Annotated in this window: 25 protein-coding genes; 9 read left to right on the forward strand and 16 right to left on the reverse strand. The window is 66.1% G+C overall.

The features are described from left to right. Window positions 1-11: 11 nt before the first annotated feature. Complete coding sequence (ccoN, locus tag ACSLUQ_RS10455) at window positions 12-1667, reverse strand: cytochrome-c oxidase, cbb3-type subunit I (RefSeq protein WP_417773572.1); 1656 nt, start codon at window positions 1665-1667, stop codon at window positions 12-14. A 364-nt stretch (window positions 1668-2031) separates the two neighbouring features. Here ccoN and ACSLUQ_RS10460 point away from each other — a divergent pair, with 364 nt between their 5' ends. Continuing rightward, window positions 2032-2598, forward strand: coding sequence for a GNAT family N-acetyltransferase (locus tag ACSLUQ_RS10460; RefSeq protein WP_461808499.1), 567 nt, complete (start codon window positions 2032-2034; stop codon window positions 2596-2598). Window positions 2599-2649: 51 nt separating this feature from the next. Here the strand turns inward: ACSLUQ_RS10460 and ACSLUQ_RS10465 are convergent, their stop codons facing one another. Continuing rightward, window positions 2650-3708, reverse strand: coding sequence for an AbrB family transcriptional regulator (locus ACSLUQ_RS10465; RefSeq protein ID WP_417773570.1), 1059 nt, complete (start codon window positions 3706-3708; stop codon window positions 2650-2652). Window positions 3709-3903: 195 nt separating this feature from the next. Between ACSLUQ_RS10465 and hemN the strand changes: the two genes are divergently transcribed. Then, a complete protein-coding gene (hemN, locus tag ACSLUQ_RS10470) occupies window positions 3904-5253 on the forward strand; it encodes an oxygen-independent coproporphyrinogen III oxidase (RefSeq protein WP_417773569.1) in 1350 nt (449 codons plus the stop codon). Window positions 5254-5360: 107 nt separating this feature from the next. On the opposite strand, the gene ACSLUQ_RS10475 is transcribed toward hemN, so the two are convergent. Further along, window positions 5361-6068, reverse strand: a complete 708-nt coding sequence (locus ACSLUQ_RS10475; protein ID WP_417773568.1) for a helix-turn-helix domain-containing protein — start codon at window positions 6066-6068, stop codon at window positions 5361-5363. A 246-nt stretch (window positions 6069-6314) separates the two neighbouring features. Next, window positions 6315-6653 carry a response regulator gene (locus ACSLUQ_RS10480; RefSeq protein WP_417773567.1) on the reverse strand — a complete coding sequence of 113 codons (339 nt, stop codon included), beginning with the start codon at window positions 6651-6653 and terminating at the stop codon, window positions 6315-6317. Window positions 6654-6932: 279 nt separating this feature from the next. Between ACSLUQ_RS10480 and ACSLUQ_RS10485 the strand changes: the two genes are divergently transcribed. Further along, window positions 6933-7145 (forward strand): ParD-like family protein, encoded by a 213-nt coding sequence (locus tag ACSLUQ_RS10485; RefSeq protein ID WP_461808500.1) that lies wholly within the window; start codon window positions 6933-6935, stop codon window positions 7143-7145. Further along, a complete protein-coding gene (map, locus tag ACSLUQ_RS10490) occupies window positions 7142-7906 on the forward strand; it encodes a type I methionyl aminopeptidase (RefSeq protein ID WP_461808501.1) in 765 nt (254 codons plus the stop codon). Before ACSLUQ_RS10485 ends, map begins: the two co-directional genes overlap by 4 nt. 97 nt (window positions 7907-8003) lie before the next feature. Here map and ACSLUQ_RS10495 read toward each other — a convergent pair whose 3' ends face one another. From ACSLUQ_RS10495 to mscL, 4 genes are all read right to left on the reverse strand, one after another. Further along, a complete protein-coding gene (locus ACSLUQ_RS10495; protein WP_461808502.1) occupies window positions 8004-8621 on the reverse strand; it encodes a response regulator transcription factor in 618 nt (205 codons plus the stop codon). After that, a complete protein-coding gene (locus tag ACSLUQ_RS10500) occupies window positions 8618-9796 on the reverse strand; it encodes a PAS domain-containing sensor histidine kinase (protein ID WP_417773563.1) in 1179 nt (392 codons plus the stop codon). The genes ACSLUQ_RS10495 and ACSLUQ_RS10500 overlap by 4 nt, the downstream gene beginning before the upstream one ends. Window positions 9797-9884: 88 nt before the next feature. After that, window positions 9885-11090, reverse strand: coding sequence for a pyridoxal phosphate-dependent aminotransferase (locus tag ACSLUQ_RS10505; RefSeq protein ID WP_417773562.1), 1206 nt, complete (start codon window positions 11088-11090; stop codon window positions 9885-9887). Window positions 11091-11122: 32 nt separating this feature from the next. Beyond that, window positions 11123-11551: a large-conductance mechanosensitive channel protein MscL gene (gene mscL, locus ACSLUQ_RS10510; protein ID WP_461808503.1), complete on the reverse strand. Its 429-nt coding sequence runs from the start codon at window positions 11549-11551 to the stop codon at window positions 11123-11125. A 257-nt stretch (window positions 11552-11808) separates the two neighbouring features. Here mscL and ACSLUQ_RS10515 point away from each other — a divergent pair, with 257 nt between their 5' ends. Together ACSLUQ_RS10515 and ACSLUQ_RS10520 are read left to right on the forward strand one after the other, a co-directional pair. After that, complete coding sequence (locus tag ACSLUQ_RS10515) at window positions 11809-15333, forward strand: hybrid sensor histidine kinase/response regulator (RefSeq protein WP_417773561.1); 3525 nt, start codon at window positions 11809-11811, stop codon at window positions 15331-15333. A gap of 129 nt (window positions 15334-15462) precedes the next feature. After that, window positions 15463-16086 (forward strand): cytochrome P460 family protein, encoded by a 624-nt coding sequence (locus ACSLUQ_RS10520; protein WP_461808504.1) that lies wholly within the window; start codon window positions 15463-15465, stop codon window positions 16084-16086. A gap of 37 nt (window positions 16087-16123) precedes the next feature. On the opposite strand, the gene ACSLUQ_RS10525 is transcribed toward ACSLUQ_RS10520, so the two are convergent. Further along, on the reverse strand, window positions 16124-16801 hold the full coding sequence (locus ACSLUQ_RS10525; RefSeq protein WP_417773559.1) for a response regulator transcription factor: 678 nt from the start codon (window positions 16799-16801) through the stop codon (window positions 16124-16126). Between the two features lie 478 nt (window positions 16802-17279). Between ACSLUQ_RS10525 and pip the strand changes: the two genes are divergently transcribed. Beyond that, on the forward strand, window positions 17280-18245 hold the full coding sequence (pip, locus tag ACSLUQ_RS10530; RefSeq protein WP_417773694.1) for a prolyl aminopeptidase: 966 nt from the start codon (window positions 17280-17282) through the stop codon (window positions 18243-18245). Between the two features lie 101 nt (window positions 18246-18346). Here the strand turns inward: pip and ACSLUQ_RS10535 are convergent, their stop codons facing one another. Both ACSLUQ_RS10535 and ACSLUQ_RS10540 read right to left on the reverse strand, forming a co-directional pair. Beyond that, window positions 18347-18946: a nitroreductase family protein gene (locus tag ACSLUQ_RS10535; protein ID WP_417773693.1), complete on the reverse strand. Its 600-nt coding sequence runs from the start codon at window positions 18944-18946 to the stop codon at window positions 18347-18349. A 215-nt stretch (window positions 18947-19161) separates the two neighbouring features. Continuing rightward, window positions 19162-19641 carry a secondary thiamine-phosphate synthase enzyme YjbQ gene (locus ACSLUQ_RS10540; protein ID WP_461808505.1) on the reverse strand — a complete coding sequence of 160 codons (480 nt, stop codon included), beginning with the start codon at window positions 19639-19641 and terminating at the stop codon, window positions 19162-19164. Between the two features lie 229 nt (window positions 19642-19870). Between ACSLUQ_RS10540 and ACSLUQ_RS10545 the strand changes: the two genes are divergently transcribed. Both ACSLUQ_RS10545 and ACSLUQ_RS10550 read left to right on the forward strand, forming a co-directional pair. Continuing rightward, a complete protein-coding gene (locus ACSLUQ_RS10545; RefSeq protein ID WP_461808506.1) occupies window positions 19871-20839 on the forward strand; it encodes an alpha/beta hydrolase in 969 nt (322 codons plus the stop codon). A 47-nt stretch (window positions 20840-20886) separates the two neighbouring features. After that, on the forward strand, window positions 20887-21759 hold the full coding sequence (locus ACSLUQ_RS10550; RefSeq protein ID WP_417773556.1) for an acyl-CoA thioesterase: 873 nt from the start codon (window positions 20887-20889) through the stop codon (window positions 21757-21759). 116 nt (window positions 21760-21875) lie between these two features. Here ACSLUQ_RS10550 and ACSLUQ_RS10555 read toward each other — a convergent pair whose 3' ends face one another. From ACSLUQ_RS10555 to ACSLUQ_RS10575, 5 genes are all read right to left on the reverse strand, one after another. Next, the gene (locus ACSLUQ_RS10555) at window positions 21876-22358 is read right to left on the reverse strand and encodes a hypothetical protein (protein WP_417773555.1); all 483 of its coding nucleotides are present in this window, start codon (window positions 22356-22358) and stop codon (window positions 21876-21878) included. Between the two features lie 46 nt (window positions 22359-22404). Continuing rightward, window positions 22405-23025 carry a 2-hydroxychromene-2-carboxylate isomerase gene (locus ACSLUQ_RS10560; RefSeq protein ID WP_417773554.1) on the reverse strand — a complete coding sequence of 207 codons (621 nt, stop codon included), beginning with the start codon at window positions 23023-23025 and terminating at the stop codon, window positions 22405-22407. Window positions 23026-23082: 57 nt separating this feature from the next. Beyond that, window positions 23083-24792 (reverse strand): cisplatin damage response ATP-dependent DNA ligase, encoded by a 1710-nt coding sequence (locus ACSLUQ_RS10565; protein ID WP_461808507.1) that lies wholly within the window; start codon window positions 24790-24792, stop codon window positions 23083-23085. 75 nt (window positions 24793-24867) lie between these two features. Then, window positions 24868-25359, reverse strand: coding sequence for a nuclear transport factor 2 family protein (locus tag ACSLUQ_RS10570; RefSeq protein ID WP_461808508.1), 492 nt, complete (start codon window positions 25357-25359; stop codon window positions 24868-24870). Next, complete coding sequence (locus tag ACSLUQ_RS10575) at window positions 25352-26425, reverse strand: ligase-associated DNA damage response exonuclease (protein ID WP_461808509.1); 1074 nt, start codon at window positions 26423-26425, stop codon at window positions 25352-25354. The genes ACSLUQ_RS10570 and ACSLUQ_RS10575 overlap by 8 nt, the downstream gene beginning before the upstream one ends. Between the last annotated feature and the right edge of the window lie 18 nt (window positions 26426-26443).

Below are 26443 nucleotides of genomic sequence, written 5' to 3' on the forward strand. Positions count from 1 at the left end.
GGCCTCTCCCCTTATTCCGCAGGGGCCATGGCGCCGGCGCCAGCGGTCTCGGCCTCTTCGGCCTCGCCGTGACGAACGGTCATGAGGAGATTGTAAGCCATGATCAGGGCGCCGAGCACGAAGAGCGCTCCGCCGAGGGCACGGATTACATAGAACGGATGCATGGCCTCAACCGTCTCGATGAACGAGTACTCAAGGAAGCCGAGCTTGTCGTAGGCACGCCACATCAGGCCCTGCATGATGCCGGAGACCCACATCGCGCAGATGTAGAGCACGATGCCGATGGTGGAGATCCAGAAGTGCCAGTTCACCAGCTTGAGCGAATAGACCTGCTTCTTGTTCCACAACCAGGGGATCAGGCAGTAGAGGGCGCCGAAGGAGATGTAGCCGACCCAGCCGAGCGCACCGGAGTGCACATGGCCGATGGTCCAGTCGGTGTAGTGCGACAGCGAGTTCACCGACCGCAGCGACATCAGCGGGCCTTCGAAGGTCGACATGCCGTAGAAGGCGATCGACACGACCATCATCCGCAGGACCGGATCCGTGCGCAGCTTGTCCCACGCACCCGACAGCGTCATCAGGCCGTTGATCATGCCGCCCCAGGAGGGCATCCACAGAATGATCGAGAAGGTGGCACCGAGCGTCGAGGCCCACTGCGGCAGAGCCGTGTAGTGCAGGTGGTGCGGACCGGCCCAGATGTACAGGAAGATCAGCGCCCAGAAGTGCACGATCGACAGGCGGTACGAATAGACCGGGCGTTCGGCGCGCTTGGGCACGAAGTAGTACATGATCGCCAGGAAGCCGGCGGTCAGGAAGAAGCCCACCGCGTTATGGCCGTACCACCACTGCACCATGGCATCCTGCACGCCCGACCAGACGATGTAGGACTTGGTGCCGAACACCGAGACCGGAACCGTCAGGTTGTTGACGATGTGCAGCATCGCGATGGTGATGATGAAGGCGAGGTAGAACCAGTTCGCCACATAGATGTGCGAATCCTTGCGCTTCCACAGGGTGCCGAGGAAGAGCAGCAGGTAGGCCACCCAGACGATGGTCAGCCACAGGTCGGCATACCACTCCGGCTCGGCATATTCCTTCGACTGGGTCGCGCCGAGCAGGTAGCCCGTGCCGGCGATGACGATGAAGGCGTTGTAGCCGAGGATCACGAACCAGGGCGCGATCCGCCCGGGCATCCGCGCGCGGCTCGTGCGCTGCACCACGTAGAAGGACGTGGCGAGCAGCACGTTGCCGCCGAAGGCGAAAATCACCGCGGAGGTGTGCAGCGGGCGCAGCCGTCCCCAGCTCGTCCAGGGAAGGTCGAGGTTCAGAACCGGATAGGCGAGCTGAAGGGCGATGATGAGACCGACCGTGAAGCCGGCAATGCCCCAGAAGACCGCGGCCCAGGCGCCGAACTTGATCGGCCCCAGATTGTAGTTCGGCTTGCCGTCGATCTCCTGCGGGATCGGCATGCCACCATCATTGAAATAGTTCTTGAAGATGATGAAGGCACCGACCGCGGCGAACAGCGATCCGATGGCAGTGTGGAACGCCATCACCTGATCGTAGGTCTTTCCCGCGATGATCAGGCAGGCGAAGGCGAGCACAATGAGAAAAGCCGCAAAGAAGCCCTCCTCAAGTGTCATGTATTTGGCTTTGGTCTGAGCCATGTCTGCGCCCCGAGTATTTTGATGATCCAACCCCAGTGGGTCGAGACGGACGGTATGACCGACACACCGGTTTCCGCCTTGATCCAGGTCAAGCGACCTTGAGACAAGCACCGGGCAATTACATCAGCAAAAGCCCGGGTGCGACGAATTGTTTCTGGAATTTTCCCATTCCGAACAAAGAACTAGGTACATTTACCTATAACTTGAAACGGTTCCAGGCCGGCGGATCTCCCGACGTCAAAATCGGCCTCGGCCTTGACGGATCGACTCGCGTCGACCACATCGCCCGAGGAGAGGTGGCCTCGGCAGGGCCTGGTGGAACAAATCGCCCCCTCCAAAGCCCCCACGAGACCGGAACCTCTCCATGTCACCAGACGTCTCCAGACTGACGACCAGAACGGCGCGCCTTGTCCTTCGGCCCTTCGAGACCGAGGATTTCGACGCCTACAGGGTCTATCACCAGCGCGCCGACGTCTACCGCTTTCTTTATAGCGCGCCTCCCGAACCGGAGACCTTGCGCTCGAATTTCGAGGCCGCAAGGCGTCCCCGGCTCACGTGCGACGGGGACACGCTACGCCTTGCGGTCGAGCGTACGGACGATGCCGCTGTCATAGGCGAGGTCCTGCTGAAGCTGGCCGACATCGCGGCGCGGCAGGCCGAGGTCGGCTATATTTTCAATCCCCGTTTCAGCGGGGTCGGCTATGCGACCGAGGCCGTCAGGGCGATGATCGGCATCGGCTTTCGCACCTTCGGCTTCCACCGGATCTTCGCCCGCATCGACACGCGCAATCACGGCTCGGTCGGCATCGTCGAACGGCTCGGCCTCAGGCGCGAGGCGCATTTCATCCAGAACGACCGCTTCGACGGGGTGTGGGGAGACGAGTTCGTCTATGCCACGCTCGCCAGCGAATGGCAGGCGGCGCAGGGCTGATCATCCGGCGCGGACCCGATCGATCAGTGCCGAATGCCGGCCGGCCCGCTGTCAGGACCGCCTTTGCGGCGGCCCGAGCACGCGCACGGTCACAAGGGGCAGGATCAGGATCATGCCGATATAGCGCACGATTTGATGCGCGGCGACAAAGGCCGGATCGAGATCAAGCAGATAGGCCAGCAGCGTCATCGCCTCGAGGCCACCCGGCGCATAGGCGAGCAGCAGCTGGCCGAACGGCAGGCCAAGGGTCGCCCAGATCACCGCCGACACCGCGACGGAGATGGTCATGCCGACCGCGAAGGCGCCCAGGCAGACGCCGAGCATGCGCAGCAGTTCCATGGGCGTGACGCTGGTGAAGCGGCAACCGATGACGCAGCCCAGGCCGATCAGCGCCGGAATGCTAAGCCAGGTCGGCAGGTTGATGACGACCAGGCCGCTGGCGTTGAGCAGCGCGCTGAGGAAGAACGGCCCGGTGAGCCATCCAGCCGGCACACCAAGGCGCTGCGTGGCCCAGCCAGAGGCAAAGCCGACGGCGATCAAAGCGGCCAGCGCCGGCAGCTCCATCGGCGGGATATGGCGCACCACCTCGTGCAGGCCGCCGCCGCTGTTGGTCACGACCATCGGCAACACGGCGACAAGGATGAAGACGCGCAGGCTCTGCGAGGCGGCGATGCGCATCGCGTCGGCGCGCGGATAGTCGAGCGTGAGCGCCATCACGTAGGACAGCGCCCCGGGAATGGCGGCGAAATACGCCGTCTGCCGGTCCCAGCCGGCGATGCGGCGCTGGTAGACATAGGTGGCGAGAAGGATCGCCACGACGGCGACGATGAGCAACGCCATGGTCAACGGCCACTCGCCCACGCGCGAGACCGTCTCCGGCGTCACGCCGCTTCCCATCGTCAGGCCAAGTATGACGAGCAGCGTGTCGCGCAACGGCACGGGCATCGCGCTCGGCATCCCCGCCAGCACCGCAACGGCCACGGCAACCATCGAGCCGGCAAGCCAGGCGGCCGGGAAGCCGATGAGATTAAACAATTCCGCGCCCAGTGCCCCGACCGCAAGTGTCAGAAAGGCCTTGAACAGGGTGTTCTGGAAGAGCTGGGACGGCAAGGCTGGATGGGTCCGGGATGGCCGGGCGACGGCCCGGGAGACGAGACTGTGCGGCGCGGCCGCGAAGCAGAACAAGCATATCGCCCTTGTCGGCACCGCGCACCCTTGAATCGTCGCTCCCGCCCAGGGGCGCAAAATGCTCAAAGGTTGAGCCAGATCAAGGAAGCGAGACGGCGATGCGCGCGATATAGCGCCATGACCACGCTCGATCACCGCTACGCCACCCGCGCCGTACCGCGCTACACCAGCTATCCGACCGCGCCGCATTTCCACGCCGGCGTGAACGGAGAAACGCTCGGCGGCTGGCTCGGCGAGCTGGCGCCGGAAACGGCGCTCTCGCTGTATCTGCATGTCCCCTACTGCCGGACGATCTGCAACTACTGCGGCTGCCACACGAAGGGCGCGCTGCGGGACGACCCCGTCATCGCCTATGCGCAGACCCTGCTCGACGAGGTCGCACTCGTCGCCGACAGGCTCGGCCGGCGGCGGCCCGTCACCCACATCCACTGGGGCGGCGGCACACCGAGCCTGCTGCCGCGCGCGCACTTCCTGAAGATCGTCGCCGCGCTGAAGAACCGCTTCGCGCTCTCCCCCGACTGCGAGCATGCCATCGAGCTCGACCCGCGCACGGTGACCAGCGACCTTGCAGAGACACTGCGCGAGGCTGGCATCACCCGGGCGAGCCTCGGCGTTCAGGATTTCGATCCGGTGGTGCAGAAGGCCATCGGTCGCATCCAGCCGTTCGAGCAGGTCGAACGGGCGGTCGCCCATCTGCGCGCGGCCGGCATCGAGGCAATCAACTTCGACCTGATGTACGGCCTTCCGCATCAGACGCTCGACAGCATCGCCGAGACGATCCGCCTGACGCAGCTATTGCGTCCCGGAAGGATCGCGCTGTTCGGCTATGCCCATGTGCCCTGGTTCAAGAAGCACCAGAGGCTGATCGACGAGGCCGCCCTGCCCGGCGCCTCGGAGCGCATCGAGGCCGCCGATTTCGCGCGCGCCGAACTGGCTTCGGCTGGCTATGAGGCCATCGGTCTCGATCATTTCGCACTGCCCGACGACAGCATGGCGATCGCCTACCGCGAGGGCCGGCTGCGGCGCAATTTCCAAGGCTACACCACCGACACGGCCGACGCGCTGATCGGGCTCGGCTGCTCGTCCATCGGCCGGTTGCCGGAAGGATATGTGCAGAACCAGCCCGATGTCGGAGGCTGGACGCGGGCGGTCGCCGCCGGCGAGTTGCCGGTGGCGCGGGGTATCGCGCTCAACGCGGATGATCGCGCGCGCGCCGAGATCATCGAGCGGCTGATGACAGACCACCGGGTCGACGTGGCCGAGGTCGCCGCCCACCATGGCTTTGCGGTCGATCATTTCGCCGAGAGCTTCGACGCACTGGCCGAGATGGTCCGCGACGGCCTCGCGATCATTGAGGAAAATCGGGTCGCTGTGACACAGGAGGGGCAGCGCTACGCCCGCATCGCGGCGGCCGCATTCGACGCCTATCTGGCGGCCGGCGCGGCCCGTCATTCCGTCGCGGTCTAGCCGGACGCGCAAACAAAACCCCGGGTCACCAGAAGGTGCCCGGGGCATGCATGGCCGGCAGCGGCGCAAAGAGCGTCCAATCGGGGATACGTCGAAGGACGCAGACGTCAGTGAATTCCGGTCAGCTGGCAGATGCCGCAAACGCGCGTGACGTAGATCCGGTCCTGGCGCTCGACCTTGACCAGACCGCGCCGCTTCAGCTCCGAGATGACCCGGCTGACGGTCTCGATCGTCAGGCCGAGATAGTCGGCGATCTCCTGGCGCGTCATCGCCAGCGGGACATCGTGGGTGTCGCAGTCGGGCGTGGCCGGGCCGGTGCAGCCCTCGCCGCCGCGGCCGGGAACCATGTGCATGAGAAACGAGGTGACCCGCTCCAGCGCGGACTTGCGCCCGAGCAGAACGGCATGCTCATGCATTCGCTCCATCTGCGCCATCAGGCAACGGGCGAGATGCCCCTGGAGATCCCGACTGTCGTCGATTTCATGACGCTCGTGCACAAGGATCGCAGCCGGGGTCAGCGTCTCCGCCGAACAGTCGTAGTTCACGCCGGAAGCCGCGCCGAAGATCATGCCGGGGGTGAGCACCTCGACCACCTGACGGCGTCCGTCGGGCAGGAGCTTGTAGAGCATGACCGTGCCGGAAACGAGTTCGTAGACACGCGCCGCCGGATCGCCCTCGTAAAAGACGATGCTGTGCTGACCGCACCGCTGGGTGCGGCCCTGGCGGGCGGTGTCGGCGGCAAGGGCGGCAACGGCGCGGTCCGCGCCGGTCAGCACTGAGCCACGGGTTTCCGCGCTGCGCTCGATGAAAGCCATGAGTCCCTCCTAGAATGGCAGGAGGTCGCCCGGAGGAAGCCCCGATGGAGTTGAACGCCGTCCTGCGCTCGAACCATCCTGCCTGCCGCCCCGTCCGACGCCAGGCTGTCCGTCGACCCTGGGGAGACCCTAGGCCCTTCAGACTGCGTGCGAAATCGGGTCGTCTTCGTACGACTATCTACCTAGCCCGATCCCCGTGCGGCGTCGCCGCGACACGTCGACGCGAGGTCGACGAAGGACCCCTGGTCACAGGTGAGAGACGAGCGCTTCCTCGGTCAGAGGCTTGCGCAGCAGGATCGCCAGCGTCTCGGATCCAATCAACTCACCGATCCTGAGGCTCGACTGGCCGGTGATGGCGATGATCTTTGGGGGGACGCGCAGGCTGGTCAGCCAGCGGATGACCTGAGTTCCCGAGACGCCCGGCAGGCCGAGATCGACGATCACCGCATCCTGAGGAGCCGGCGGCGCGCATTCGAAAAAGGACTCCGCGTCCGGATAGATCCTGGACTCGTGGCCAATCTGCGTCAGCAGCAACGCAAGCGCATCGCCAACGCCAGGATCGTCCTCGACGATGTGAATGACCACCGATTCACCCTCTTGCCAACCGGAAATGCAATGCGGGGCCCCTCCCCGGCGAGCCGCTCCGATGGGCTTCACTATAGACCTAAGTGGCATCAGGAAAACTAAGGGGGAACACGCAAGCCGGCTTCCGGCGCTCCCCCGGCCGGCAAGCGGGGAGGTGCCGCCTCGGGCAGGACATGCGGCACGCCCGTCGCCCGAAAACCGGGGCGCGCTGTGCGTGGGCCTTGGCATTTCCCAGAAAATGAATATACGCTTCATATACATTTCATATATGGAGCAATCATGGGCATCGTGAGCATAGATGACGATTTGCACGACCAGTTGCGCAGGGCGAGCAAGGTGTCGTGCCGGTCGATCAATGCGCAGGCCGCCTACTGGATCAAGATAGGCATGCTGTGCGAGACCAATCCGACGCTCAGTTTCACCGAGATCATCGAGCGCGAGTTCAGTTCCGCGGGCGTCTCGGCCCAGTCGCTCACCTGGAGGGACGCATGACGAAGCGGCCGGAGGAACTCGCCCTGCTGGCTGAATCCGGCCGTTTGCTCGCTTGCGTCTTCGATCTTCTGGACCGAACCTCGCTCAGCGGCCTGTCAACGCTTCAGGTCGATGAAATGGTCGAACATTTCATCGTTCACACCCTCGAGGCCCGCCCGGCGAGCAAGGGCCAATACGGCTATGGCTTCGTGTTGAATTCATCGGTGAACGATGTGGTCTGCCATGGCATCCCCTCGCAAGCGGACGTGCTGCGCGACGGCGACATAGTCAACTTCGACATCACTTTGGAGAAGAACGGCTATATCGCGGGTTCCAGCAAGACCTACCTCATTGGCGAGGTACATCCGGCTGCAAGGCGACTGGTGCAGACCACCTACGAGGCGATGTGGAAGGGCATCCGGGCGGTGCGCCCGGGCGCACGGCTTGGAGACATCGGCTGGGCAATCGAACGTCATGCCAAGCGAAACGGTTACTCCGTGGTGCGAGAATATTGCGGCCACGGCATCGGCCGCCAAATGCATGAGGAGCCGCAGGTTCTGCATTTCGGGAAACCGGGAACCGGTCTCCCCTTGCGCGAGGGCATGGTCTTCACGATCGAGCCGATGCTCAACCACGGCCGAAGAGGCGTTGGAACGCGGGACGATGGCTGGACAGTCGTGACGAGAGACGGATCGCTCTCCGCGCAGTTCGAACACACCGTCGCGGTCACCGCGTCCGGCGTATCCGTCCTGACACTGCGGCGCGAGGAAATCGCGCGCTGAACGTCACGCGGACGCCCGGCCGACGATGATCGTTGCCGCCAGGGATCAGCGCCGCCCTCGGTGCTTGGAGGAAAGTCCCGCAGGCTCTGCCCAGCGCCTAGGTCGTGAAGCCTTCGCGCGACAGGACGATGCGCACCAGGTCGGCGGCGTTGCGCGCGCCGAGTTTTTCCATGATGCGGGCCCTGTGGACCTCGATCGTGCGCGGGCTGATGCCGAGCGTGCGGCCGGCTTCCTTGTTGGAGGCGCCGCCCGCGATCTCGGCCAGCACCTCGCGCTCGCGCGGGGTCAGCGTCTCGGAGCCGGCGAAAGAGGCAGGCAGTCCCTTGTCGTCCGGTGACTTCGCCGAAGCGGCGATGGCGTCGCGCACCCGACCGACGACCGTATCCGCATCGAAGGGCTTTTCGATGAAGTCATGGGCGCCGTGCTTGATCGCTTCCACCGCCATGGGAATGTCGCCCTGGCCGGAAATGACGAAGACCGGAACGTCGAAGCCGCCCTGATGCAGCCGGCGCAGGATCTCGATCCCGGACTGGCCGGGCATGTGGACATCCATGATCACGCAGTCGGGCCGCTTGCCGGCGATGACCGACATGAACGCCTCTCCGCTGTCGAACTCCTCCACCGAGAAGCCCTCCATGTCGAAGACGAGCGTGAGTGCGTCGCGAATGGCAGGGTCATCATCTACGATGTGTATGACCTGCGGGTTGGCATTCATGACGGCGTTCCCTCCTCATCGGTGTCGACATCCTCGACCGGACCCTTCCGGTCGAGCGGCAGGCGCAAAACGAATGCCGCTCCGCCTTCGGCAGTCGCGGATTCGACCGCGAGATCCCCACCGTGAGTTTGCGCGATCGATCGCGAGATCGCCAGCCCCAGACCGAGTCCGCCCTTCTTTGAGCCGGAAAAAGCCTTGAAAAGTGTCGGAACCATCTCGGGCGGCACGCCGCCGCCGGAATCAGTGATACGCACGATCAGGTCGCGGTCGCGCTGGAAGACAGTGACGCCGACCTCGCGGACCGTCGTTTGACGCACGGCCTGCAGGGCATTGCGCAGAAGATTGATCAACACCTGCTGGATCTGCACCGGATCGATGCTGACCTCGGGCAGCTCCTCGGCAATGTCGACGTGAAACGCGACCCCCTCGATGGAGGTGCCGAGGGTGACCAGTTCCAGCGTTTCGCGCATCAGCTGTTCGACGGCGATGTTGCGCCGTTCCGGCTCGCGTTTCTCGACGAAACGGCGCATCCGCTGGATGATCTGGCTGGCGCGCTCAGCCTCCCGCACGCCCTTGTCGACGATCTCAACGAGCTTGATATCGTCGCCCTCGCTCATGACCCGGCGCTTGGCTGCCTGCAGATAGAGCATGATCGCGGTCAGCGGCTGGTTGAGTTCGTGGGCGATGGCCGCTCCCATCTCGTCGAGCGCGCTGATGCGGGTGGCGCTGACCAGTTGCGACTGCACCTCCGCCAGTCGACGCTCGACGACCTTGCGCGAGCGGATATCGCGCATGATGCCGATGAACTGGCGTCCCTCGGGCGTCGCCGCCTCGCCGACGGACAACTCGATGGGAAACTCGGTGCCGTCGCGATGGCGGGCGCGCACCTCGCGGCCGATGCCGATGATCTTCTTCTCGCCGGTAGAGAGATAGTTGCCGACATAGCCGTCGTGCGCAGCGGAATAGTCCGGCGGCATCAGAACCTTGACGTTCCGCCCGCGAACCTCGGCGGCGGTGTAGCCGAACAGCGTCTCGCAAGCCTTGTTGAAAAGGATGATGCGCGCGCGATCATCCATGATCACGATGCCGTCGACGGCGGTGTCGAGAACGCTCAGAAGCTGCGCTTCGGATACGGTCGGCGTCACGGCCTTTGCGCGGCCGTCGTCTTCTCCCATAGCAGATCCAGTCCGTTGATCTCGTTCGCCGCTCGCAGGCGCTCCCGCATGATACGCAGAAATCCGTAGCGCACGCCATGCGAGTCGGTCAACGAGATATCCAGCCCACCAGTCTTTCCGCCGCCGCCTCCAGTGCGGCGGGCGACCGGGCAAAGCAAAGGCGCAGGAACCCCTCGCCCGCCGCGCCAAAGGCGCTTCCCGGCGCCAGGCCGACACCGGTCTCGGCGACAATGCGCTTGGCAAGCGCGCGGCTGTCGGGATAGCCGTCGACCGCGAAGAACAGGTAGAAGGCGCCGGCGGGTGGAGCAAATCGGGCGCGCCCCGTCTCGGCCAGCGCCTTTGTGACGATACGCCGCCCCGCGTCGGCGCGCTGCCGCTGCTCCGCCAGGAACGGCTCCCCCTGCTCCAGCGCGGCAACAGCGGCGGCCTGCATGAACTCGGCCACGCCCGAAGTCGCGTACTGGATGAGATTTTCCACCGTCTGGCCAATGGCGGGCGGGCCGGAAAGCCAGCCGATGCGCCATCCCGTCATCGCCCAGTTCTTGGAGAACGTGTTGACGTAGAGAATCAGGTCGTCGGGTTCCGCCACATCCATGAACGACGGCGCGCGCGCACTGCCCTTGGCCACGAACCGGCCGTAGACCTCGTCGGCGATGATCCAAAGCCCGTGCGCGCGGGCAAGCGCCAGCAGCTCCGACAGGAGTTGCGTGTCGGCGACCCAGCCGGTCGGGTTGGAGGGCGAGTTCAGGTAGATCGCCCGCGTGCGCGGGGTGATCGCGTCGGCGATCCGGCCAAGGTCGAGCGTCCAGCCTGTTTCGGCGAAATCGAGCGCCACGGGAACGGCCCGAGCACCGGCGATCTCCAGGGCGGCGGCAAAATTCGGCCAGGCGGGAGAGGGATGGATCACCTCGTCGCCGGCGCCGGCGATGGCCTGTACGGCGATCTGGATCGCCTGCATGCCCGATCCGGTGACGAAATGGCGTTCGGCGCCCCAGTCGCGGCCGTAATGGACCAGGTGATAGCGCGCCAGCGCCTCGCGCAGGCTCGGGATGCCGCGCTGATAGGTGTAGAAGGTCTCGCCGCGCGCCAGCGAGGCGGCAGCCGCCTCGCGAATGAAATCCGGTGTCGGCAGGTCGCCCTCTCCCACCCACAGCGGGATCAGGTCGGCGCGGGCGCGGGCGAAATTGACGACCTCGACGATCCCGCTTTCGGGCGCGCAGCGGGCTTCCCGGCGCAACGCCTCGAGAACGGCGACGGGGGCGGCATCCCCCACGATGTTGGCAGGCGTGTCCATGCGCGGGGTCCGTCTGGTTGGTTGTGCGCGCGTCAGCGCGTCTTGAGAAGATCTCGGATCTCGGTGAGCAGCTTTTCCTGCGCGGTGGGCGCCGGCGGAGCCGAAGGAGCCGCGGCCTTTTGCTCGCGCAGCCGGTTGATCCCCTTGACGAGGATGAACAACGCAAAGGCAACGATCAGGAACTTGGAGATGGCGTTGGCGAAAAGGCCCACGTTCCAGGTGACGGCACCCGCCTCGCGGGCCGCGTCGACCGTCGCATACGGGCCGGCCTGAACGCCCTGCTTCAGCACGACGAAGATTTCGGAGAAGTCGACGCCACCCAGCAGCAGGCCGAGCGGCGGCATGATGATGTCGTCGACGAGCGAGGAGACGATGGCGGTAAAGGCGGCACCGATGACGATACCGATGGCCATATCCATCATGTTGCCCTTGATGGCGAACTTCTTGAACTCGCTCAGCATGCACAGTCTCCTTCGGCATTGTCCTGCGTGCTCCGCATGCCCGTTGCCGGCAGAGCTTCGAACTTTCCTTTAGCATGCAACCGCAAGAGCCGGAATCGCGGATTTGCATGGCTGATGGACACCTTGCGGCGTGGTTCGCGGTGCTGCCCGTCCTATCCCTGCGGACAATGGACAGGCGGGCGCAAACGTGATCGGATTCCGCGCGACGGACGCCGTTCGGCAGCCGCAAGATGCACGGGGAAGGGAGGCCTGCGCGCATGCTCGAGGGTTGGGTGGTCGCCGTCGCGGCGATCGGCTACGTCCTGCTGCTGTTTGCCATCGCCAGCTACGGCGACCGCGCCCCGCGTCTTTCCAAGACCGGGCATGGGCGCCCGCTGATCTATGCCCTGTCGATCTCGGTCTATTGCACCTCATGGACGTTCTTCGGATCGGTCGGCACGGCGACGCATAACGGGCTGGAATTCCTGACGATCTACATCGGGCCCGTGCTCGTATTCTCGCTCGGCTATCCGCTGCTGCGCCGGATGATCCGGCTTGCCAAGACCGAGCGCATCACCTCCATCGCCGACTTCATCGCCGCGCGCTACGGCAAGAGCCAACCCGTCGCCGCCGTGGTCGCCATCATCGCGGTGATCGGCGCGATCCCCTATATCGCGCTGCAGCTCAAGGCGGTCTCGATCTCGGTGACGACGATGATCGCCCAGCTCGACATCGTCCATGGCGGGCCGGACCTGCCCTATCTCAACGACATCACCCTGATCATCGCCATCGGAATGGCGATCTTCGCCACCTTGTTCGGCACCCGCCACATCGATGCGACGGAGCACCAGGAAGGCCTGATGCTGGCCATCGCGACGGAAGCGGTGGTCAAGCTGGTGGCCTTCCTGGCGGTGGGAATCTGGGTGACTTTCTACCTGTACGAGGGACCAGGCGAACTCTTCACGGCAATGGCCGCCAATCCGCGCGTGACGGACGTGATGACCGGCGAACTCGTCGGCGGCAACTGGGTGGTGATGACGCTGCTTTCGTTCTTCGCCGTCATCCTGCTGCCGCGCCAGTTTCACGTCACGGTGACGGAGAACAATTCGCCCGAGGAATTGCGGCGGGCGACGTGGCTCTTCCCCGCCTATCTGGTGGCGATCAATCTCTTCGTCGTGCCGATCGCGGCCGCGGGCATGATCCTGCTGCCGGCCAGCGTCAATCCCGACACCTACGTGCTGGCGCTGCCGATCTCCGCCGGCCAGCACTGGATGGCGCTGTTTGCCTTCATCGGCGGACTTTCGGCGGCCACCGCCATGGTGATCGTCGCGACCGTTGCGCTGGCGATCATGATCTCCAACGACCTGGTGATGCCGCTGGTGCTGCGCCGCTCAAGCGAGGACGCGATCATTTCCTCCAAGGGCGAGGACATGAGCCGCATCCTGCTGTTGATCCGGCGGCTCTCGATCTTCCTGACGCTGCTGCTGGCCTATGCCTATTTCCGCGCCGCCGGCGACACGGCGGCACTCACGTCCATCGGGCTGCTGTCCTTCGCGGCGGTGGCGCAATTCGCGCCCGCCTTCTTCGGCGGTCTGCTGTGGCGACGGGGCACGGCGCGCGGCGCCATCGCCGGCATGACGGCGGGTTTCGCACTGTGGATCTACACGCTGCTGCTGCCGACCTTCGCGCGCTCGGGCCTGATTTCCGACGCCTTCCTCGAAAGTGGGCCCTTCGGCCTGTGGCTGTTCCGCCCGCAGGCGCTGTTCTCGCTTGCCTTCGACCCGCTGACACACGGCGTCTTCTGGTCGCTCTCGGTCAATCTGGCGGCCTATGTGCTGGTCTCGCTGGCGCGCGCGCCCGAACCCATCGAACGGCTCCAGGCCAATATCTTCGTCCCCTCCGACCTGTCGCCGACGCCGGGCCTGCGGCTGTGGCGAACCTCGGTCACCGTCGGCGACCTGAAATCGACCATCGCACGCTACCTCGGCGAGGAACGCACCGACCGCTCCTTCCAGCGCTTCGCCCGCGAACGCGGCCGCGACTACGATCTGAGCGCGACAGCGGATGCGCAGATCCTGCGGTTTTCCGAACAGCTCCTGGCCAGTGCCATCGGCGCCGCCTCCTCGCGTCTGGTGCTGTCGCTCCTGGTCAAGCGGCGGGACCCGACCGGCAAGGGAGCTCTGAAGCTCCTCGACGACGCCACCGTCGCGATCCAGCACAACCGCGACTTGCTACAGACGGCCCTGGACCAGGTGCGCCAGGGCATTTCGGTCTTCGACCGGGACCTGCGCCTGATCTGCTGGAACCGGCAGTTCCGCGAGTTGCTCGGCCTGCCGCCGGAATATGGCCAGGTCGGCACCCCGCTCGATGCGATCGTGCGCTTCAACGCCAAGCGCGGCGTCTTCGGCAATGACCCGGTGGAGGCAATCGTCGGCGACAGGATCGCCCGGCTCGCGGTGCGCCACGAGGTGTTCCAGGAATACATGTCTCCGTCCGGGCTCGTGCTCGAGGTGCGCACCAGCCCGATGCCCGATGGCGGCATCGTCACCACCTACACCGACATCACCGAGCGCGTGCTCGGCGCGGAGGCGCTGGCGCGCGCCAACGAGACGCTGGAAGGGCGCGTGCGAGAACGCACGCTTGAACTTACCCGCGTCAACGAGGAGCTGACCAACGCCAAGCGGCTCGCCGAAGAGGCCAATCTGGGCAAGACCCGCTTCCTCGCCGCCGCCGGCCACGACATCCTTCAGCCGCTCAACGCCGCAAGGCTCTATTCCTCCAGCCTGATCGAGCGTTTCGCGGAAGGCGAGCTCCGGCATCTGGTACACAATGTCGATGCGTCGCTGGAATCGGTCGAGGAGATCATCGGCGCCGTGCTCGACATCTCCCGGCTCGACACCGGCGCGCTGAAACCGGAGTATTCCGTCTTCCGCATCGAGGACGTGCTCAGCCCGCTGCGCATGGAGTTCGAGCCGGTGGCGCAGGAGAAGAACCTCGACCTGCGGATCCTGCCGAGCAGTCTCAGCGTCCGCTCGGACCGGCGCCTGCTGCGCCGCCTCCTGCAGAATCTCGTCTCCAACGCGATCAAATACACCCGCAAGGGCCGCGTGCTGGTGGGGCTGCGCCGGCGTGGCGGCCAGGCGATCATCGAGGTGCATGACACCGGCATCGGCATCCCGGAAGCAAAGCAGCCGCTCATCTTTCTCGAGTTTCACCGCCTCGACGACGGCGCGCGCGAGGCACGCGGCCTCGGCCTCGGCCTGTCCATCGTCGAACGCATCTCGCGGGTGCTGAACCATCCCGTGTCGCTCGTCTCGCGCAGCGGCGTGGGCTCGCGCTTTTCCATCGAACTGCCGGCCGCGGCACCGCTGCCGGAGAGCGTCGGTCGACCGCTCGCCACCGCGATGCCGGGCGAACTCAACGGACTTCGCGTGCTGGCGATCGACAATGAGCCGCAGATCCTGGACGGCATGCGCGTGCTTCTTGGTGGCTGGGGATGCCGTGTCCTGACCGCACTCGACCCGCGCGATGCCGCCCGCCAGGTCGCCGACGCCGGGATTACGCCGGACGTGCTCATCGTCGACTATCACCTCGATGAGGGAACCGGCGTCGACGCGGTCGTGCAGTTGCGCTGGAAACTCGGTGCGGAAATTCCGGCGATCCTGGTCACCGCCGACCGCAGCCGGTCGGTGCGCGCAGAAGCGGCGGAGAGAGACATCGACATGCTCAACAAGCCTGTGAAGCCGGCGGTTCTGAGAGCTTATCTCGCCCGATTGCGGGCAACGGCAAGTGCGGCGGAATGATCGACCCCAATATCAACCAGAAGTGTAATTTATTTTCTTGAATGCCCCCAAAAGTGGTGACCACATTGACCTGCCAGGCTGATCGTCGGGCGTTCGCCAGCGCGGACACACCCTGTCGGGGAGAGTTTCATGCAAGCCAGTCACGCATCGTCCCTTGCCCTTGCCACCCTTCGCCTGCCTGCCGTTCTACTGGCTCTTGCAGCCCCCGCCACGGCGGCGGACTGCAATGCCGGAAAGCCGGGTTCGGAACTGACCCCGCTTGAGGCGGCTCAGGCCTGGCACTGCGTCCACGTCGCGCTGCACGATGCCTACAAGGCCGGCGACAAACGCTGGGTTCCAGCCGACCTGGTCAACGACTACCGGTCGTGGAAGGCGGCGACCGACCTTCCCGCCCGCGCCGACGACACGCATGGCGGGCGCTTCCACATCACCTTCGTCAATCCGGCGGCGGAAAAGACCTATATGACGTTTCGCGAAACCGGCGTGAAAATGCCGGAGGGATCCGCGCTCGTCATGGAGACCTATGATGTGAACGAGGCCGGCGAGATCGATTTCGGCCCGCTCTTTCTGATGCGCAAGGTCGCCGAGGGAAGCTCGCCGGAAACCGGTGGCTGGCATTACATGGAGATCGCGCCCGACGGCGCGCCGATGACACCGGATGCGGTCGCCACCTGCAGCGCCTGCCATCAGGAGCGCTTCGGCGCGCGCGACGCGGTCGCCTACCCGGCTCCCGAGGCCCGCGCCAAGCCGTGAACGGGCGCGCGCGAAAACCCCGCGCGCCCCGTCGAGATCACCCGATCGGCACCGCCGCCTGCCAGTGTCCCTGCTCGATGCGGGCGGCGGCGATGACCGCCTGCGTCCGGCTTTCCACGCCGAGCTTCTGCAGAATCGCCGAGACATGCGCCTTGACGGTCGCCTCGGAGACGCTCAGCTCATAGGCGATCTGCTTGTTGAGAAGCCCTTCCGACAGCATCATCAGCACCCGCACCTGCTGCGGCGTCAGGCTGGCCATGCGCTGGACCATGGCGGCGGTTTCGTCGTCGTCGACCCCCAGCAGCATGTCGGGCGGGGTCCAGGCATTGCCCGCCATCGTCGCCGCGATGCCGGCGCGGATCACCTCGATGCCGCGCGACTTGGGAATAAAACCCGCCGCGCCAAGCTCCATGCAGCGGCGCACCGTTGGTGCGTCCTCGCTCGCCGACACCATCACCACCGGAACCCCGGGATACTGGGCGCGAAGATAGATCAGCCCGGCGAAGCCGCGCATGCCCGGCATCGACAGATCGAGAAACAGGAGATCGACTTCGTCGCTGCCTTCCAACGCGGCGGCGGCGTCCTCCAGCGTACCGACCTCGGAGATTGCGGCGCCGGGGTAGAGGTTCTCGATGGTCTGGCGCAGTGCGCCACGAAACAATGGATGGTCGTCCGCAATCACGAAATGAAAGGCAGCGCTTTCCGTCACACCCATTCCTCCCTCGCCCGCCGGTGTTGCCCGGCTGTCTTGCCCGCTCGCAGCCGGCACCGCTTTGCGCAGTGTCTTCTGCCGCCCCGCTGGGGTTCCCCGCTTCGGCTTGCCGCCGCTCCCCTTGCGCCGGCCGTCGCCGGCGCGCGGCGCGGCATTCGGCGGCCGGCCATTATCGCGGCAGCGCGGTGCCGCATCAAGTCCCGCCTTCAACCGCGAATTGTGCGCGTCTTCAGGCACGCGCCCGAGCTGGTCTGGCCTCCTCGCCCCGATATTCTCGCAAAGCTCTCCCTCCCATGGCGGCACCCGGTGCGATGATCTCTCTCTTCACACGCGCTTCGCCACGCCGCGAGAGTTGCATCGCCGTACCGGCGCACCCCGCCATGCTGCCCAGACGGCCGTTTTCTTCGCGCGCCCAAGCGTCTAGTGTCGCAAGCGCGCCGGCCGGCGCATCCGACACACGATTCTCCCTTGCGAGGTTTCCCTGATGCGCGCGTCGCTTTATCCGCCGATCGATCCCTACGCCTCCGGTCACCTGGCCGTCGACTCGCTGCACAGCCTCTATTTCGAGGAATGCGGCAATCCCGAGGGGATTCCCGTGGTCATGCTGCATGGCGGGCCAGGTGGCGGCGCCGGCGAGATCATGCGCCGCTTCCACGATCCGGCCGTCTACCGCATCGTCCTGTTCGATCAGCGCGGATGCGGTCGCTCGACACCCCATGCCGAGCTTCGCGAAAACACCACATGGGACCTCGTGGCCGACATCGAGCGGCTGCGCGAGCATCTGGGCATCGACCGCTGGCAGGTCTTCGGTGGATCCTGGGGCTCGACGCTGGCGCTGGCCTATGCGCAGAGCCACCCCGAGCATGTCACGGCGCTGGTGCTGCGCGGCATCTTCCTGCTGCGCCGCGCGGAACTGCTGTGGTTCTATCAGGAGGGAGCGAGCTGGCTCTATCCCGACCTGTTCGCCCCCTACCGCGATTTCATCCCCGAGGACGAGCGCGGCGACATGGTGGGCGCCTACCACCGCCGGCTCACCGGGCCGGACGAGGCGCTGCGCGGCGAGGCCGCGGTTCGCTGGGCGCTCTGGGAAGGCTCGACCCTGTCGGTGCAGCGCGATCCGGAGCGCGAGGCGCGCTTCACCGACGCGCAGTTCTCGCTGGCGTTCGCGCGTATCGAATCGCACTATTTCGCCAATGGCGGCTTCTTCCGCCACGACGACCAGTTGCTGCGCGACATCGACCGCATTCGCAACATTCCCGGCGTCATCGTTCACGGACGTCATGACGTGGTGACGCCGATGAAGAACGCGGTCGACCTCTCCAATGCCTGGCCGGAGGCGGACCTGCGCATCGTCGAGGACGCGGGTCATGCCGCCAGCGAGCCGGGCATCGTCTCGGAGCTGGTCGAGGCCGGCCGCCGTTTCGCCAAGCTGGCGAACGCGCGCTGAGCCAGCGCCGTCCGCCACGGAAGCGAAGGCGGAACACAAACAAAAAAGGCCGGAGAAATCTCCGGCCTTTTTCGTCTCGCGGGGAGTTGGATCCTGCCTGATCAGGCAAAGACCTTGAAGCGGTCGCCGTCGTCCATGAAGGTCTTCTCGCCGAAGCCACCCTCATGCGAGCCGAACGGCATCTGGGCGCGCAGCTTCCAGCTCGCGGGGATCGCCCAGGTCTTGGCGACTTCCTCGTCGATCACCGGATTGTAGTGCTGCAGGCTGGCGCCGATGCCGGCCTCGGCAAGCACCGTCCAGACGGCGTGCTGGGCAATGCCGGTGGAATGCTCCGACCAGATCGGGAAGTTGTCGGCATAAAGGGCGAACTTCTCCTGCAGGCCCTTCACCACGTCCTGGTCCTCGAAGAACAGCACCGTGCCGGCGCCGGCCGCGAAGCTGTCGAGCTTGGCCTCGGTCTGGGCGAAGCCCTCGGCCGGCACGATCTTGCGCAGCGCTTCCTTGGTGATGTTCCACAGGCGGTCGCTCTCGGCGCCGAACAGGATGACGGCGCGCGAGCTCTGCGAGTTGAAGGAAGACGGCGACAGGCGGATCGCCTCCTGAACGAGTTCGCTCACGGCGTCGTTCGAAAGCGGGATGGACTTGCCGAGCGCATACTGCGAACGGCGCTTGCGCAGGGCGTCGAGAAACTGGCTGGTCATTGTCATTGCCTTGTCCGTGCGGCGAGCGAGATCGCCCCTTCGCGACCAAACGTTCCGAAGGGCTCATGCCCGCAATCGTCGATGAGCGCGGCCGCTTGGGTTCGACCGCAAGGATGTGCCTTACGATATCGGGAGGCCCGGCACCATCGCCAGTGCGCAAATCGGAAACAGTGTGTCAAAAAAGGGTGACGATTGTTCTCTTTTCGCGCCGTCGCTCAGGTGCCCAGGTAGCGCAACGTCAGCGACCTCTGGTGCGGAGCGTCGCGGTGCTCGAGAAGGTAGATCTCCTGCCAGGTGCCCAGGTCGAGCCGGCAGGCGACCACCGGGACATGCAGCGTGACGCCCGTCAGCGCGGACTTGACGTGGGCCGGCATGTCGTCGCGGCCCTCGGTCTGGTGGCGCCATTGCGGCCCCTCGGGCGCGAGGCGCGACAGTGCGTCGACGAGATCGGCCTGGACGTCGGGATCGGCGTTCTCCTGGATCGTCAGAGAGGCCGTGGTGTGGCGCAGGAACAGACTGAGTTCGCCGTCGCGCAGGCCCTGCTCGTCGAGCCAGCCGTCAAGGATCCGGCTCAGCCCGTAGACACCGCGCCCGCGCGTCGCCAGGACAAGCCGCCCCATGCGCTGGCGCAGGTCGAGACCATCGTCCTCGAAGGTCCAGACTTCAGGCGATTCGCTCCCGCGCGGTTGCCTCATGGCTTCCCAACCTCCATTCTCCGATGCGAGTATGCGAAGGTGAAAGCGCCCGCGCAAGCTGCGGGTAGAATACAACTTGCGAATCCAGCGCCGATTTCTGCGGTTGCACCTTGCCGGCTCTCTCACGCGCACGCTCCAGCCGCTGGCAGGGCTTGGCAGAAACAACAGTACCCTTTAGCTTGACGACGTAATTTCTTTCGACACCGATGGGAAATGGGGCGGTGGCCGAATGGCTTCAAATGATGTCTATGCCGTCTGGGACGAGGCCAGCGAAGAGACCCGCGACTTCAACCGCGATCTCCTGCGCCGCCTTGCGCTCTTTCCGGACCAGTGGTCCTATCCGCCGCAGGTGATCCGCGAGCGGCGGGCGCAGGGGCTTGGCCCCTTTCCGACGCCGCCGCGCCTCGATCATGCCGAGACGCGGGTTATCTCCGGTCCGCACGGGGAAATCCCCTTGCGCATCCTGCGTCCGCGCGGGCGGCCGTCGGAAGGAGCGTTCCTGCATCTGCACGGCGGCGGCTGGACGCTGGGTGGCGCGGACGAGCAGGATCCGCGCCTTGCCGAAATCGCCGACAACACTGGCCTGACGGTCGTCTCCTGCGAGTACCGTCTCGCACCCGAGCACCCCTATCCGCAGGCGCCCGACGACTGCGAGGCGGCCGCCTTGTGGCTGCAGGCCGAGGGCGCGGCGGAATTCGGCGCCGCGCGCTTCGCCATCGGCGGCGAGTCTGCGGGAGCCAACCTGGCCGCCGCAACCGTGTTGCGGCTGCGCGACCGGCATGGTCTTGGCCAGCTTTTCCTCGGGGCCGTTTTCGCCTGCGGGTGCTTCGACCTGCGCCTGACGCCCAGCGCCCGGGCCTGGGGAGACCCCAAGCTGGTGCTCAACACGCGCGACCTCACCATGTTCGTGCGCCACTATCTGGCCGACGGCCAGAGCCCCGATGCGCCGGATATCTCCCCGCTGATGGCCGATCTTAGCGGCTTGATGCCGGCTCATTTCGCCATCGGAACCGAGGATCCCCTCCTCGACGATACGCTGTTCATGGCCGAGCGCTGGCGCGCGGCCGGCAACACGGTCGAACTTGCCGTCTATCCGGGCGGCTGCCATGTGTTCCAGCGCTTCGACCTCGCGATCGCGCGGCAAAGCAACGCCGCAATCGACACCTTCCTCGGCTCGCTTCCCAGAGCCGTTTCCTGACCCGCCAACGTAATTCAAACCTTTGAAAGCTCTTGGAGCAACACCTGATGTCCGCTTTAGAAACGTTGTTTTCCTTCGTGAATTGCTGGGAGTGCGATGAAAACGATCACCTCAACGTCCAGTTCTACCTGAGCCGCTTCGAGGAGGCCGACCGGCAGTTCCGCCTCCAGAGCGGCCTGACCGACGCCGTCGCCGGCCCGCGCCGGGCGCGGCACATGCGCTTCCACAACGAGTTGCTGGCGGGCGATGCGCTGGTGATGACCAGCCATGTCGCCTTCGACGGTCCCTATATGCTCACCGTCGTGCACGAGCTGCGCCGCACCGCCGACAACTCGCTCGCCGCGACCGCCATCGACGGCTACGCGCCGGCGGACAGCATGGCGCGCGAGCTGCGTCGCCGCTTCCAGGATGTCAGCGCCGCGATGCCCGACCAGGCACTGCCGCGCGGGCTCTCGGCCGCCGGCGACATCGGCGTGGCGACCGTACGTCAGCTCGAAAGCGCCGGCGCGCGCATCGTTCACCGCGCCACCGTGCTGCCGCGCCACGCCGGGCCGGACGGGCGGGCCGACGATACGTTCGCCGCAACATGCTTCGTGGAAGGCGCGCCGCATGTGTGGAACATGACGCCGTTGACGGAAGGCTATCTGGGTGAGCGCAATCACGGGCGCGTCGTCACCGAGCTCAAGCTCTCGTGGCTCGGGCCGCTGAAGCCGGGCGACCCGGTTGTCACCTATTCCGGCCTGACCGGCGCGGGCAACACCACCTTCACCATTCGCCACCATTTGTTCGAGGCCCGCACCCAGCGTCTCGCTGCCGTATGCGACGTGGTTTCGCTGGCGCTCGATCTGGAGACGCGCAAGTCCGTCCCGCTCGGCGAGGATGTGCGCTCGGCGATCCTCAAGGCAACGCTGAAGCGCTAAGCCACGCGCCTCCGCCGCGCAGGGGCTGAGGACCAAGGACACCGAAAAGGCCGGAGGCGCGGGCGTCGCGCATCTCCGGCCTTTGTCTTTTCAGGAGGCGTTTCAGACGCCCCGCCTCACTCCTGCAGGCCGTCGTATTCCTTCTTCAGCGTCTTCATCATGCCGAAGAAACGGCGCATCGCCTTTTCCGTGAAGTCGAGGGCTTCATCGAGCTCCTTCTCCTCGCGAGGCGTGAACTGCGGTCCCGGGCCGTCGGGCTTGTCGGCATAGGGATCTTCTTTCTGGTCTTCCCCGAGCTGCGCGCGCAGGCGGTCGGTTTCCGCCTTCAGCGCCGCGACCTGGTCGCCGAGGCGGGCAATCTCCGCCTCCATTGCCTTTTGCGCATCGGGCACGGCGACGCAGCGCCAGCTCTCGTTGTGGCGGCTGCACTCGGCGACGCGGCCGCTGTTGCGATCGAGGCGCAGGAAGATGTCGCCGGCCGGCGCCAACACGTAGCGGTCCTTGTCGACCTGCGGCCGATCCTGCTGCGCCAGCGCGGGGACGGTGGCGATCAGGCCCGCAACAAGCCCCAGGGCAATGGCGTTCGCTCGCATGCGCATCCCATGATCCTTTTCCCAACGGTATCCGCCACGCCTACGCACGGTTTCACGGCTGCTCGTAGGCCGGCCGGCCGCTCTTCAGCGCGTCTTCCAGCAGTTCGAGGCGATCCTGGCCCCAGAAGATCTCGCCGTTGAGCACATAGCTCGGAGACCCGAAGACGCCGATTTCGACCGCTTCGGCCTGATTGGTCATATAGCGTTCGACGACGGCCTTTTCACCGGCCTGGGCGATCACGGTCTCGGCGTTGAGGCCAAGCTTGCCGAGAATGGCCGTGTGCACGGCCTCGCGGGCGATATCCTGCTCTTCCACCCACAACGCCCTGAGAACGGCCTCGCTGTAGTCGGCGACCGGGCCGCCCTCGACGGCAAGCGACAGCGCGATCCGGTCGGAAAGGTCCGGATTGACAGGGAAATGGGCCGGCTGCAGCGTTAGCGGCAGGTCGCGGAAGGCGCGCCAGCGCTGCAGCTCGATCAGCCGGTAGGCCTGGCGTACCGGATGACGACGGGCCAGCGGCAAGCCGCCGGTTTCGGGAAAGACGGAGGCCAGCGAAACCGGCCGGAAGCGAACCGCATAGCCCTGGCGGTCGGCCATGTCGAGAAACGCCCGATGGCCGAGATACGTCCACGGCGAGGCATGGGTGTAGAAATATTCGATGACGCGCTGCATGGCGGCTGTGGGCTCCTTGTCGAGGTGGGCACACCCTGCGACGGGACGCCGTCGCGATCAAGTCTCCTTGCCTTCATCGAGAAGCTTCTCGAGCGTCTCGATGCGGTCGGCCTCCGCCGCCGGCTTGTCCCAGCGCAGCCGCGAAATCCGGGGAAATCGCATGGCCAGCCCCGACTTGTGACGTGTCGAGCGGCTCAGCCCCTCGAAGGCGACCTCCAGCACCAGCCCCGCATCCGGATCGTGGCGCACCTCGCGCACCGGCCCGAAGCGGTTGATCGTGTTGGCGCGCACGAAGCGGTCGATCTCGAGCAGCTCCTCGTCGGTGAACCCGAAGTAGGCCTTGCCGACCGGCACCAGTTCCGCCGCCCCGTCGCCGCTGTCGCGCCAGACCCCGAACGTATAGTCCGAATAATAGGACGAGCGCTTGCCGTGGCCGCGCTGCGCATACATCAGCACCGCGTCGACGCGGAAGGGATCGCGTTTCCACTTGTACCATTCCCCCTTCGGCCGACCGGGCAGATAGGGAGCCTCACGGCGCTTCAGCATCACCCCTTCGATGGCCGCGGCATCGGCGCCCGGGTACAGGGTTTCAGGCGCATTGCGCGCCGCCGCCAGCGCCGGCCAGTCGGGCGCGTCGAGCAGCGGCGACAGGTCGATGCGGCCAGCGCCCAGCTCCGCGACGAAGGCCTCGAGCCGGGCACGACGCTGGTGAAATGGCAGGCCCCGAAGGTCCTCCCCGTCGCAGGCAAGCAGGTCGTAGGCACGGATCGCGGCCGGTTGCTCTCGCATCAGCTTCGCCGTCACCGTCTTGCGGTTCAGCCGCTGCTGAAGCGCGTTGAAGGAACGGACCGCCCCCGCCTCGACGATGAGCAGCTCTCCGTCGATCGCGCCCTCGAAGTCGAAGGTCTCTACGAGATCGGGAAAGGCGCGGGAAATATCCTCCCCGGTGCGGCTGTAAAGCCGGCGCACCGGCCTCCCCTGACGGTCGCGCCCGGCAACCGCCTGCACGCGGATTCCATCCCACTTCCACTCGGCGACGAAATCGGCGGCATCGAGCGTTTCAAGGTCCCGCGCCTCGAGCGGATGGGCGAGCATCGCCGGACGAAAGGGTGCCGGATCGTCGCTTTCCGGCCGGGGGCAACGGCCCTCGGCCCAGGCGAACAGCTCCGCATAGGGTGGGGCAAGCCCGTGCCAGACTTCCTCGACATCATCGGCCGAAAGCGCACCCAGCGACGCCACGGCGGTCTTGGCAAGGCGTGCGGAGACGCCGACGCGCAACCCGCCGGTGACGAGCTTGAGCAACGCCCAGCGTCCGGTCTCGTCGAGCCGGTCGAGCCAGCCGGTGATCAGGCCGGGCACCTCGGCGCGGCCGGCGTGCGTCAACGTGGCGACGACATCGGCAAGGTGCAGCGGCTCCGCCGTCGCCGCCTCGCCCGGCACGGCCTCTGGACCTGCCCCCGCTTCACGCGCCCCCGCTTCGGGCACCTCTGCGGCCCCCTGCTGCCAGATCAACGCGATGGTCTCCGACAGGTCGCCGACAAAGTCATAGGAAAGCGAGAAAAGCACCGGATCGACACGCTCTGCGGCGAGTGCGCGCAGCATCGCCGGCTTGGCGTTGCGGAAGGAGAGACCGCCCGTCAGCGCGGCAAGCGCGATCCCGCGATCAGGATCGGGAACGGAGCGAAAATGCTCGCCAAGCAGCCGCAGCTTGGCGCCGCGGCGCGGCTCGAAGGACAGCCGGTCGAGCAGGCTCGCGAAACGCTGCATCCCTCTCCCCCTTGCCGTGGCCCGCCCGGCGCAACGGCGCCGGGCGGCGCGGATCTTACCCGGCCCGCTCCCCGATCAGGGCTCGTTGACGATCATGGCGATCGACCAGTCGGTTCCCGAATAGATCAGGTGGTAATGGCAGACGAACTCCAGCAGCGGCTCGCCGTCGGCGTCGTTCTGGCTCCAGGCCAGCGTGACGAGGCCGGCGTCGCCCTCCAGATGACCGGAGACCACCTCATAGGTGGAGTTCACCACCCCTTCCTTGCCGAGCGCGGCGAGCAGCTTCTCGATGTTCTCCAGCAGCTCCTCGTCATCCTGGAAGACGTTGCCCTTGCCGAACTGCCAGATCACCGCCGGATAGGCGAAGCAGTCGGCAATGCCTTCCGCGTCGAAGTCGTCAAAGGCATCGCGGTAGTCGTCGAAGAGACTGAACGCGGCCTCCTCGAGAGCCGCGCCCACTGCATCCTCGTCGTCCTCGACCGGAAGTGTTGCCCCGTTCGGCGACAGCCGGTGGTCCTCGGGCAGGGAGTCCGCCGCCTCGTCGCGGTCGGTTTTCTTGTCACCCATCTTTAGCCCCTTCATGTTCTGCGGCCCCAGGAGAAACGGGCGCTGTACCCGTTTCCCCCTCGGCCTCGCCGTCCCCATAGCCGATCAGGTTGAGGGGCCGGGCGGCAAGCCCCTCAGTGCGGCACCAATGCACCAGCGCCTCCTCGGCGCCATGCGTTACCCAGATCTCGCCCGCGCCGGTCTCCGTGATGGTCCGGCGCAGGTCATCCCAATCCGCGTGATCCGAGATCACAAGCGGCAGTTCCGCGCCGCGCTGGCGGGCCCGCGCCCGCACGCGCACCCAGCCGCTGGCAATCGCCGTCACCGGGTCGCCGAAGCGCCTCGACCAGCGGTCCGCCAGTTGCCCCGGCGGGCAGAGCACGATCTCCCCGGCAAGCTCGCGGCCGCGCCCGCCAACCGGCTCGAGCGGACCGAGCGCGACGCCTTCCGCCTCGTAGAGCGCGCAAAGCCGTTCGAGCGCGCCGTGCAGATAGATCGGCCGCTCGTGCCCCGCCCGGCGCAGCTCGGCGATCACCCGTTGCGCCTTGCCCAGCGCGTATGCCCCGACCAGATGGGGCCTGTCGGGGAAAAGCGCAAGCGAGGCGAGCAACTTGCCGATCTCCCCGACCGCTGGCGGATGACGGAAGACCGGCAGGCCGAAGGTCGCTTCGGTAATGAAGACGTCGCAGGGCACCAACTCGAACGGAGCGCAGGTTGGATCCTGCTGGCGCTTGTAGTCGCCCGAAACCACGACACGCAGGCCGGCGCTCTCGATCAGAACCTGCATGGAGCCGAGCACATGGCCGGCGGGATGGAAGGACACGCGCACCCCGCCAAGACGGACCGTCTGTCCGGGCTCGGCGACCTGCATGGCGCCTGCAAAATCGGCTCCATAGCGCACTTCCATGATCGCCAGCGTCTCGCGCGAGGCCAGCACCGCGCCGTGACCGGCGCGGGCATGATCCGCGTGACCATGGGTCACCAGCGCCCGCTCCACCGGCCGCAGCGGGTCTATGTGGAAGTCGCCGCGCGGGCAGTAGAGCCCCGCCGCGGTCAGCGTCAGAATGTCGGCACCCGTCGTCGCCATGCGCCCGTCCGGCTCCTG

The organism is Stappia sp. ICDLI1TA098 (assembly GCF_054880955.1).

Bases quoted from the DNA above. Each gene is read 5' to 3' on its own strand.
- ccoN (WP_417773572.1), bottom strand. From the start codon at position 1,667: ATGGCTCAGACCAAAGCCAAATACATGACACTTGAGGAGGGCTTCTTT.
- ACSLUQ_RS10460 (WP_461808499.1), top strand. From the start codon at position 2,032: ATGTCACCAGACGTCTCCAGACTGACGACCAGAACGGCGCGCCTTGTC.
- hemN (WP_417773569.1), top strand. From the start codon at position 3,904: ATGACCACGCTCGATCACCGCTACGCCACCCGCGCCGTACCGCGCTAC.
- ACSLUQ_RS10475 (WP_417773568.1), bottom strand. From the start codon at position 6,068: ATGGCTTTCATCGAGCGCAGCGCGGAAACCCGTGGCTCAGTGCTGACC.
- ACSLUQ_RS10485 (WP_461808500.1), top strand. From the start codon at position 6,933: ATGGGCATCGTGAGCATAGATGACGATTTGCACGACCAGTTGCGCAGG.
- map (WP_461808501.1), top strand. From the start codon at position 7,142: ATGACGAAGCGGCCGGAGGAACTCGCCCTGCTGGCTGAATCCGGCCGT.
- ACSLUQ_RS10495 (WP_461808502.1), bottom strand. From the start codon at position 8,621: ATGAATGCCAACCCGCAGGTCATACACATCGTAGATGATGACCCTGCC.
- ACSLUQ_RS10500 (WP_417773563.1), bottom strand. From the start codon at position 9,796: ATGGGAGAAGACGACGGCCGCGCAAAGGCCGTGACGCCGACCGTATCC.
- ACSLUQ_RS10505 (WP_417773562.1), bottom strand. From the start codon at position 11,090: ATGGACACGCCTGCCAACATCGTGGGGGATGCCGCCCCCGTCGCCGTT.
- mscL (WP_461808503.1), bottom strand. From the start codon at position 11,551: ATGCTGAGCGAGTTCAAGAAGTTCGCCATCAAGGGCAACATGATGGAT.
- ACSLUQ_RS10515 (WP_417773561.1), top strand. From the start codon at position 11,809: ATGCTCGAGGGTTGGGTGGTCGCCGTCGCGGCGATCGGCTACGTCCTG.
- ACSLUQ_RS10520 (WP_461808504.1), top strand. From the start codon at position 15,463: ATGCAAGCCAGTCACGCATCGTCCCTTGCCCTTGCCACCCTTCGCCTG.
- ACSLUQ_RS10525 (WP_417773559.1), bottom strand. From the start codon at position 16,801: ATGGGTGTGACGGAAAGCGCTGCCTTTCATTTCGTGATTGCGGACGAC.
- ACSLUQ_RS10535 (WP_417773693.1), bottom strand. From the start codon at position 18,946: ATGACCAGCCAGTTTCTCGACGCCCTGCGCAAGCGCCGTTCGCAGTAT.
- ACSLUQ_RS10540 (WP_461808505.1), bottom strand. From the start codon at position 19,641: ATGAGGCAACCGCGCGGGAGCGAATCGCCTGAAGTCTGGACCTTCGAG.
- ACSLUQ_RS10545 (WP_461808506.1), top strand. From the start codon at position 19,871: ATGGCTTCAAATGATGTCTATGCCGTCTGGGACGAGGCCAGCGAAGAG.
- ACSLUQ_RS10550 (WP_417773556.1), top strand. From the start codon at position 20,887: ATGTCCGCTTTAGAAACGTTGTTTTCCTTCGTGAATTGCTGGGAGTGC.
- ACSLUQ_RS10555 (WP_417773555.1), bottom strand. From the start codon at position 22,358: ATGCGCATGCGAGCGAACGCCATTGCCCTGGGGCTTGTTGCGGGCCTG.
- ACSLUQ_RS10560 (WP_417773554.1), bottom strand. From the start codon at position 23,025: ATGCAGCGCGTCATCGAATATTTCTACACCCATGCCTCGCCGTGGACG.
- ACSLUQ_RS10565 (WP_461808507.1), bottom strand. From the start codon at position 24,792: ATGCAGCGTTTCGCGAGCCTGCTCGACCGGCTGTCCTTCGAGCCGCGC.
- ACSLUQ_RS10570 (WP_461808508.1), bottom strand. From the start codon at position 25,359: ATGGGTGACAAGAAAACCGACCGCGACGAGGCGGCGGACTCCCTGCCC.
- ACSLUQ_RS10575 (WP_461808509.1), bottom strand. From the start codon at position 26,425: ATGGCGACGACGGGTGCCGACATTCTGACGCTGACCGCGGCGGGGCTC.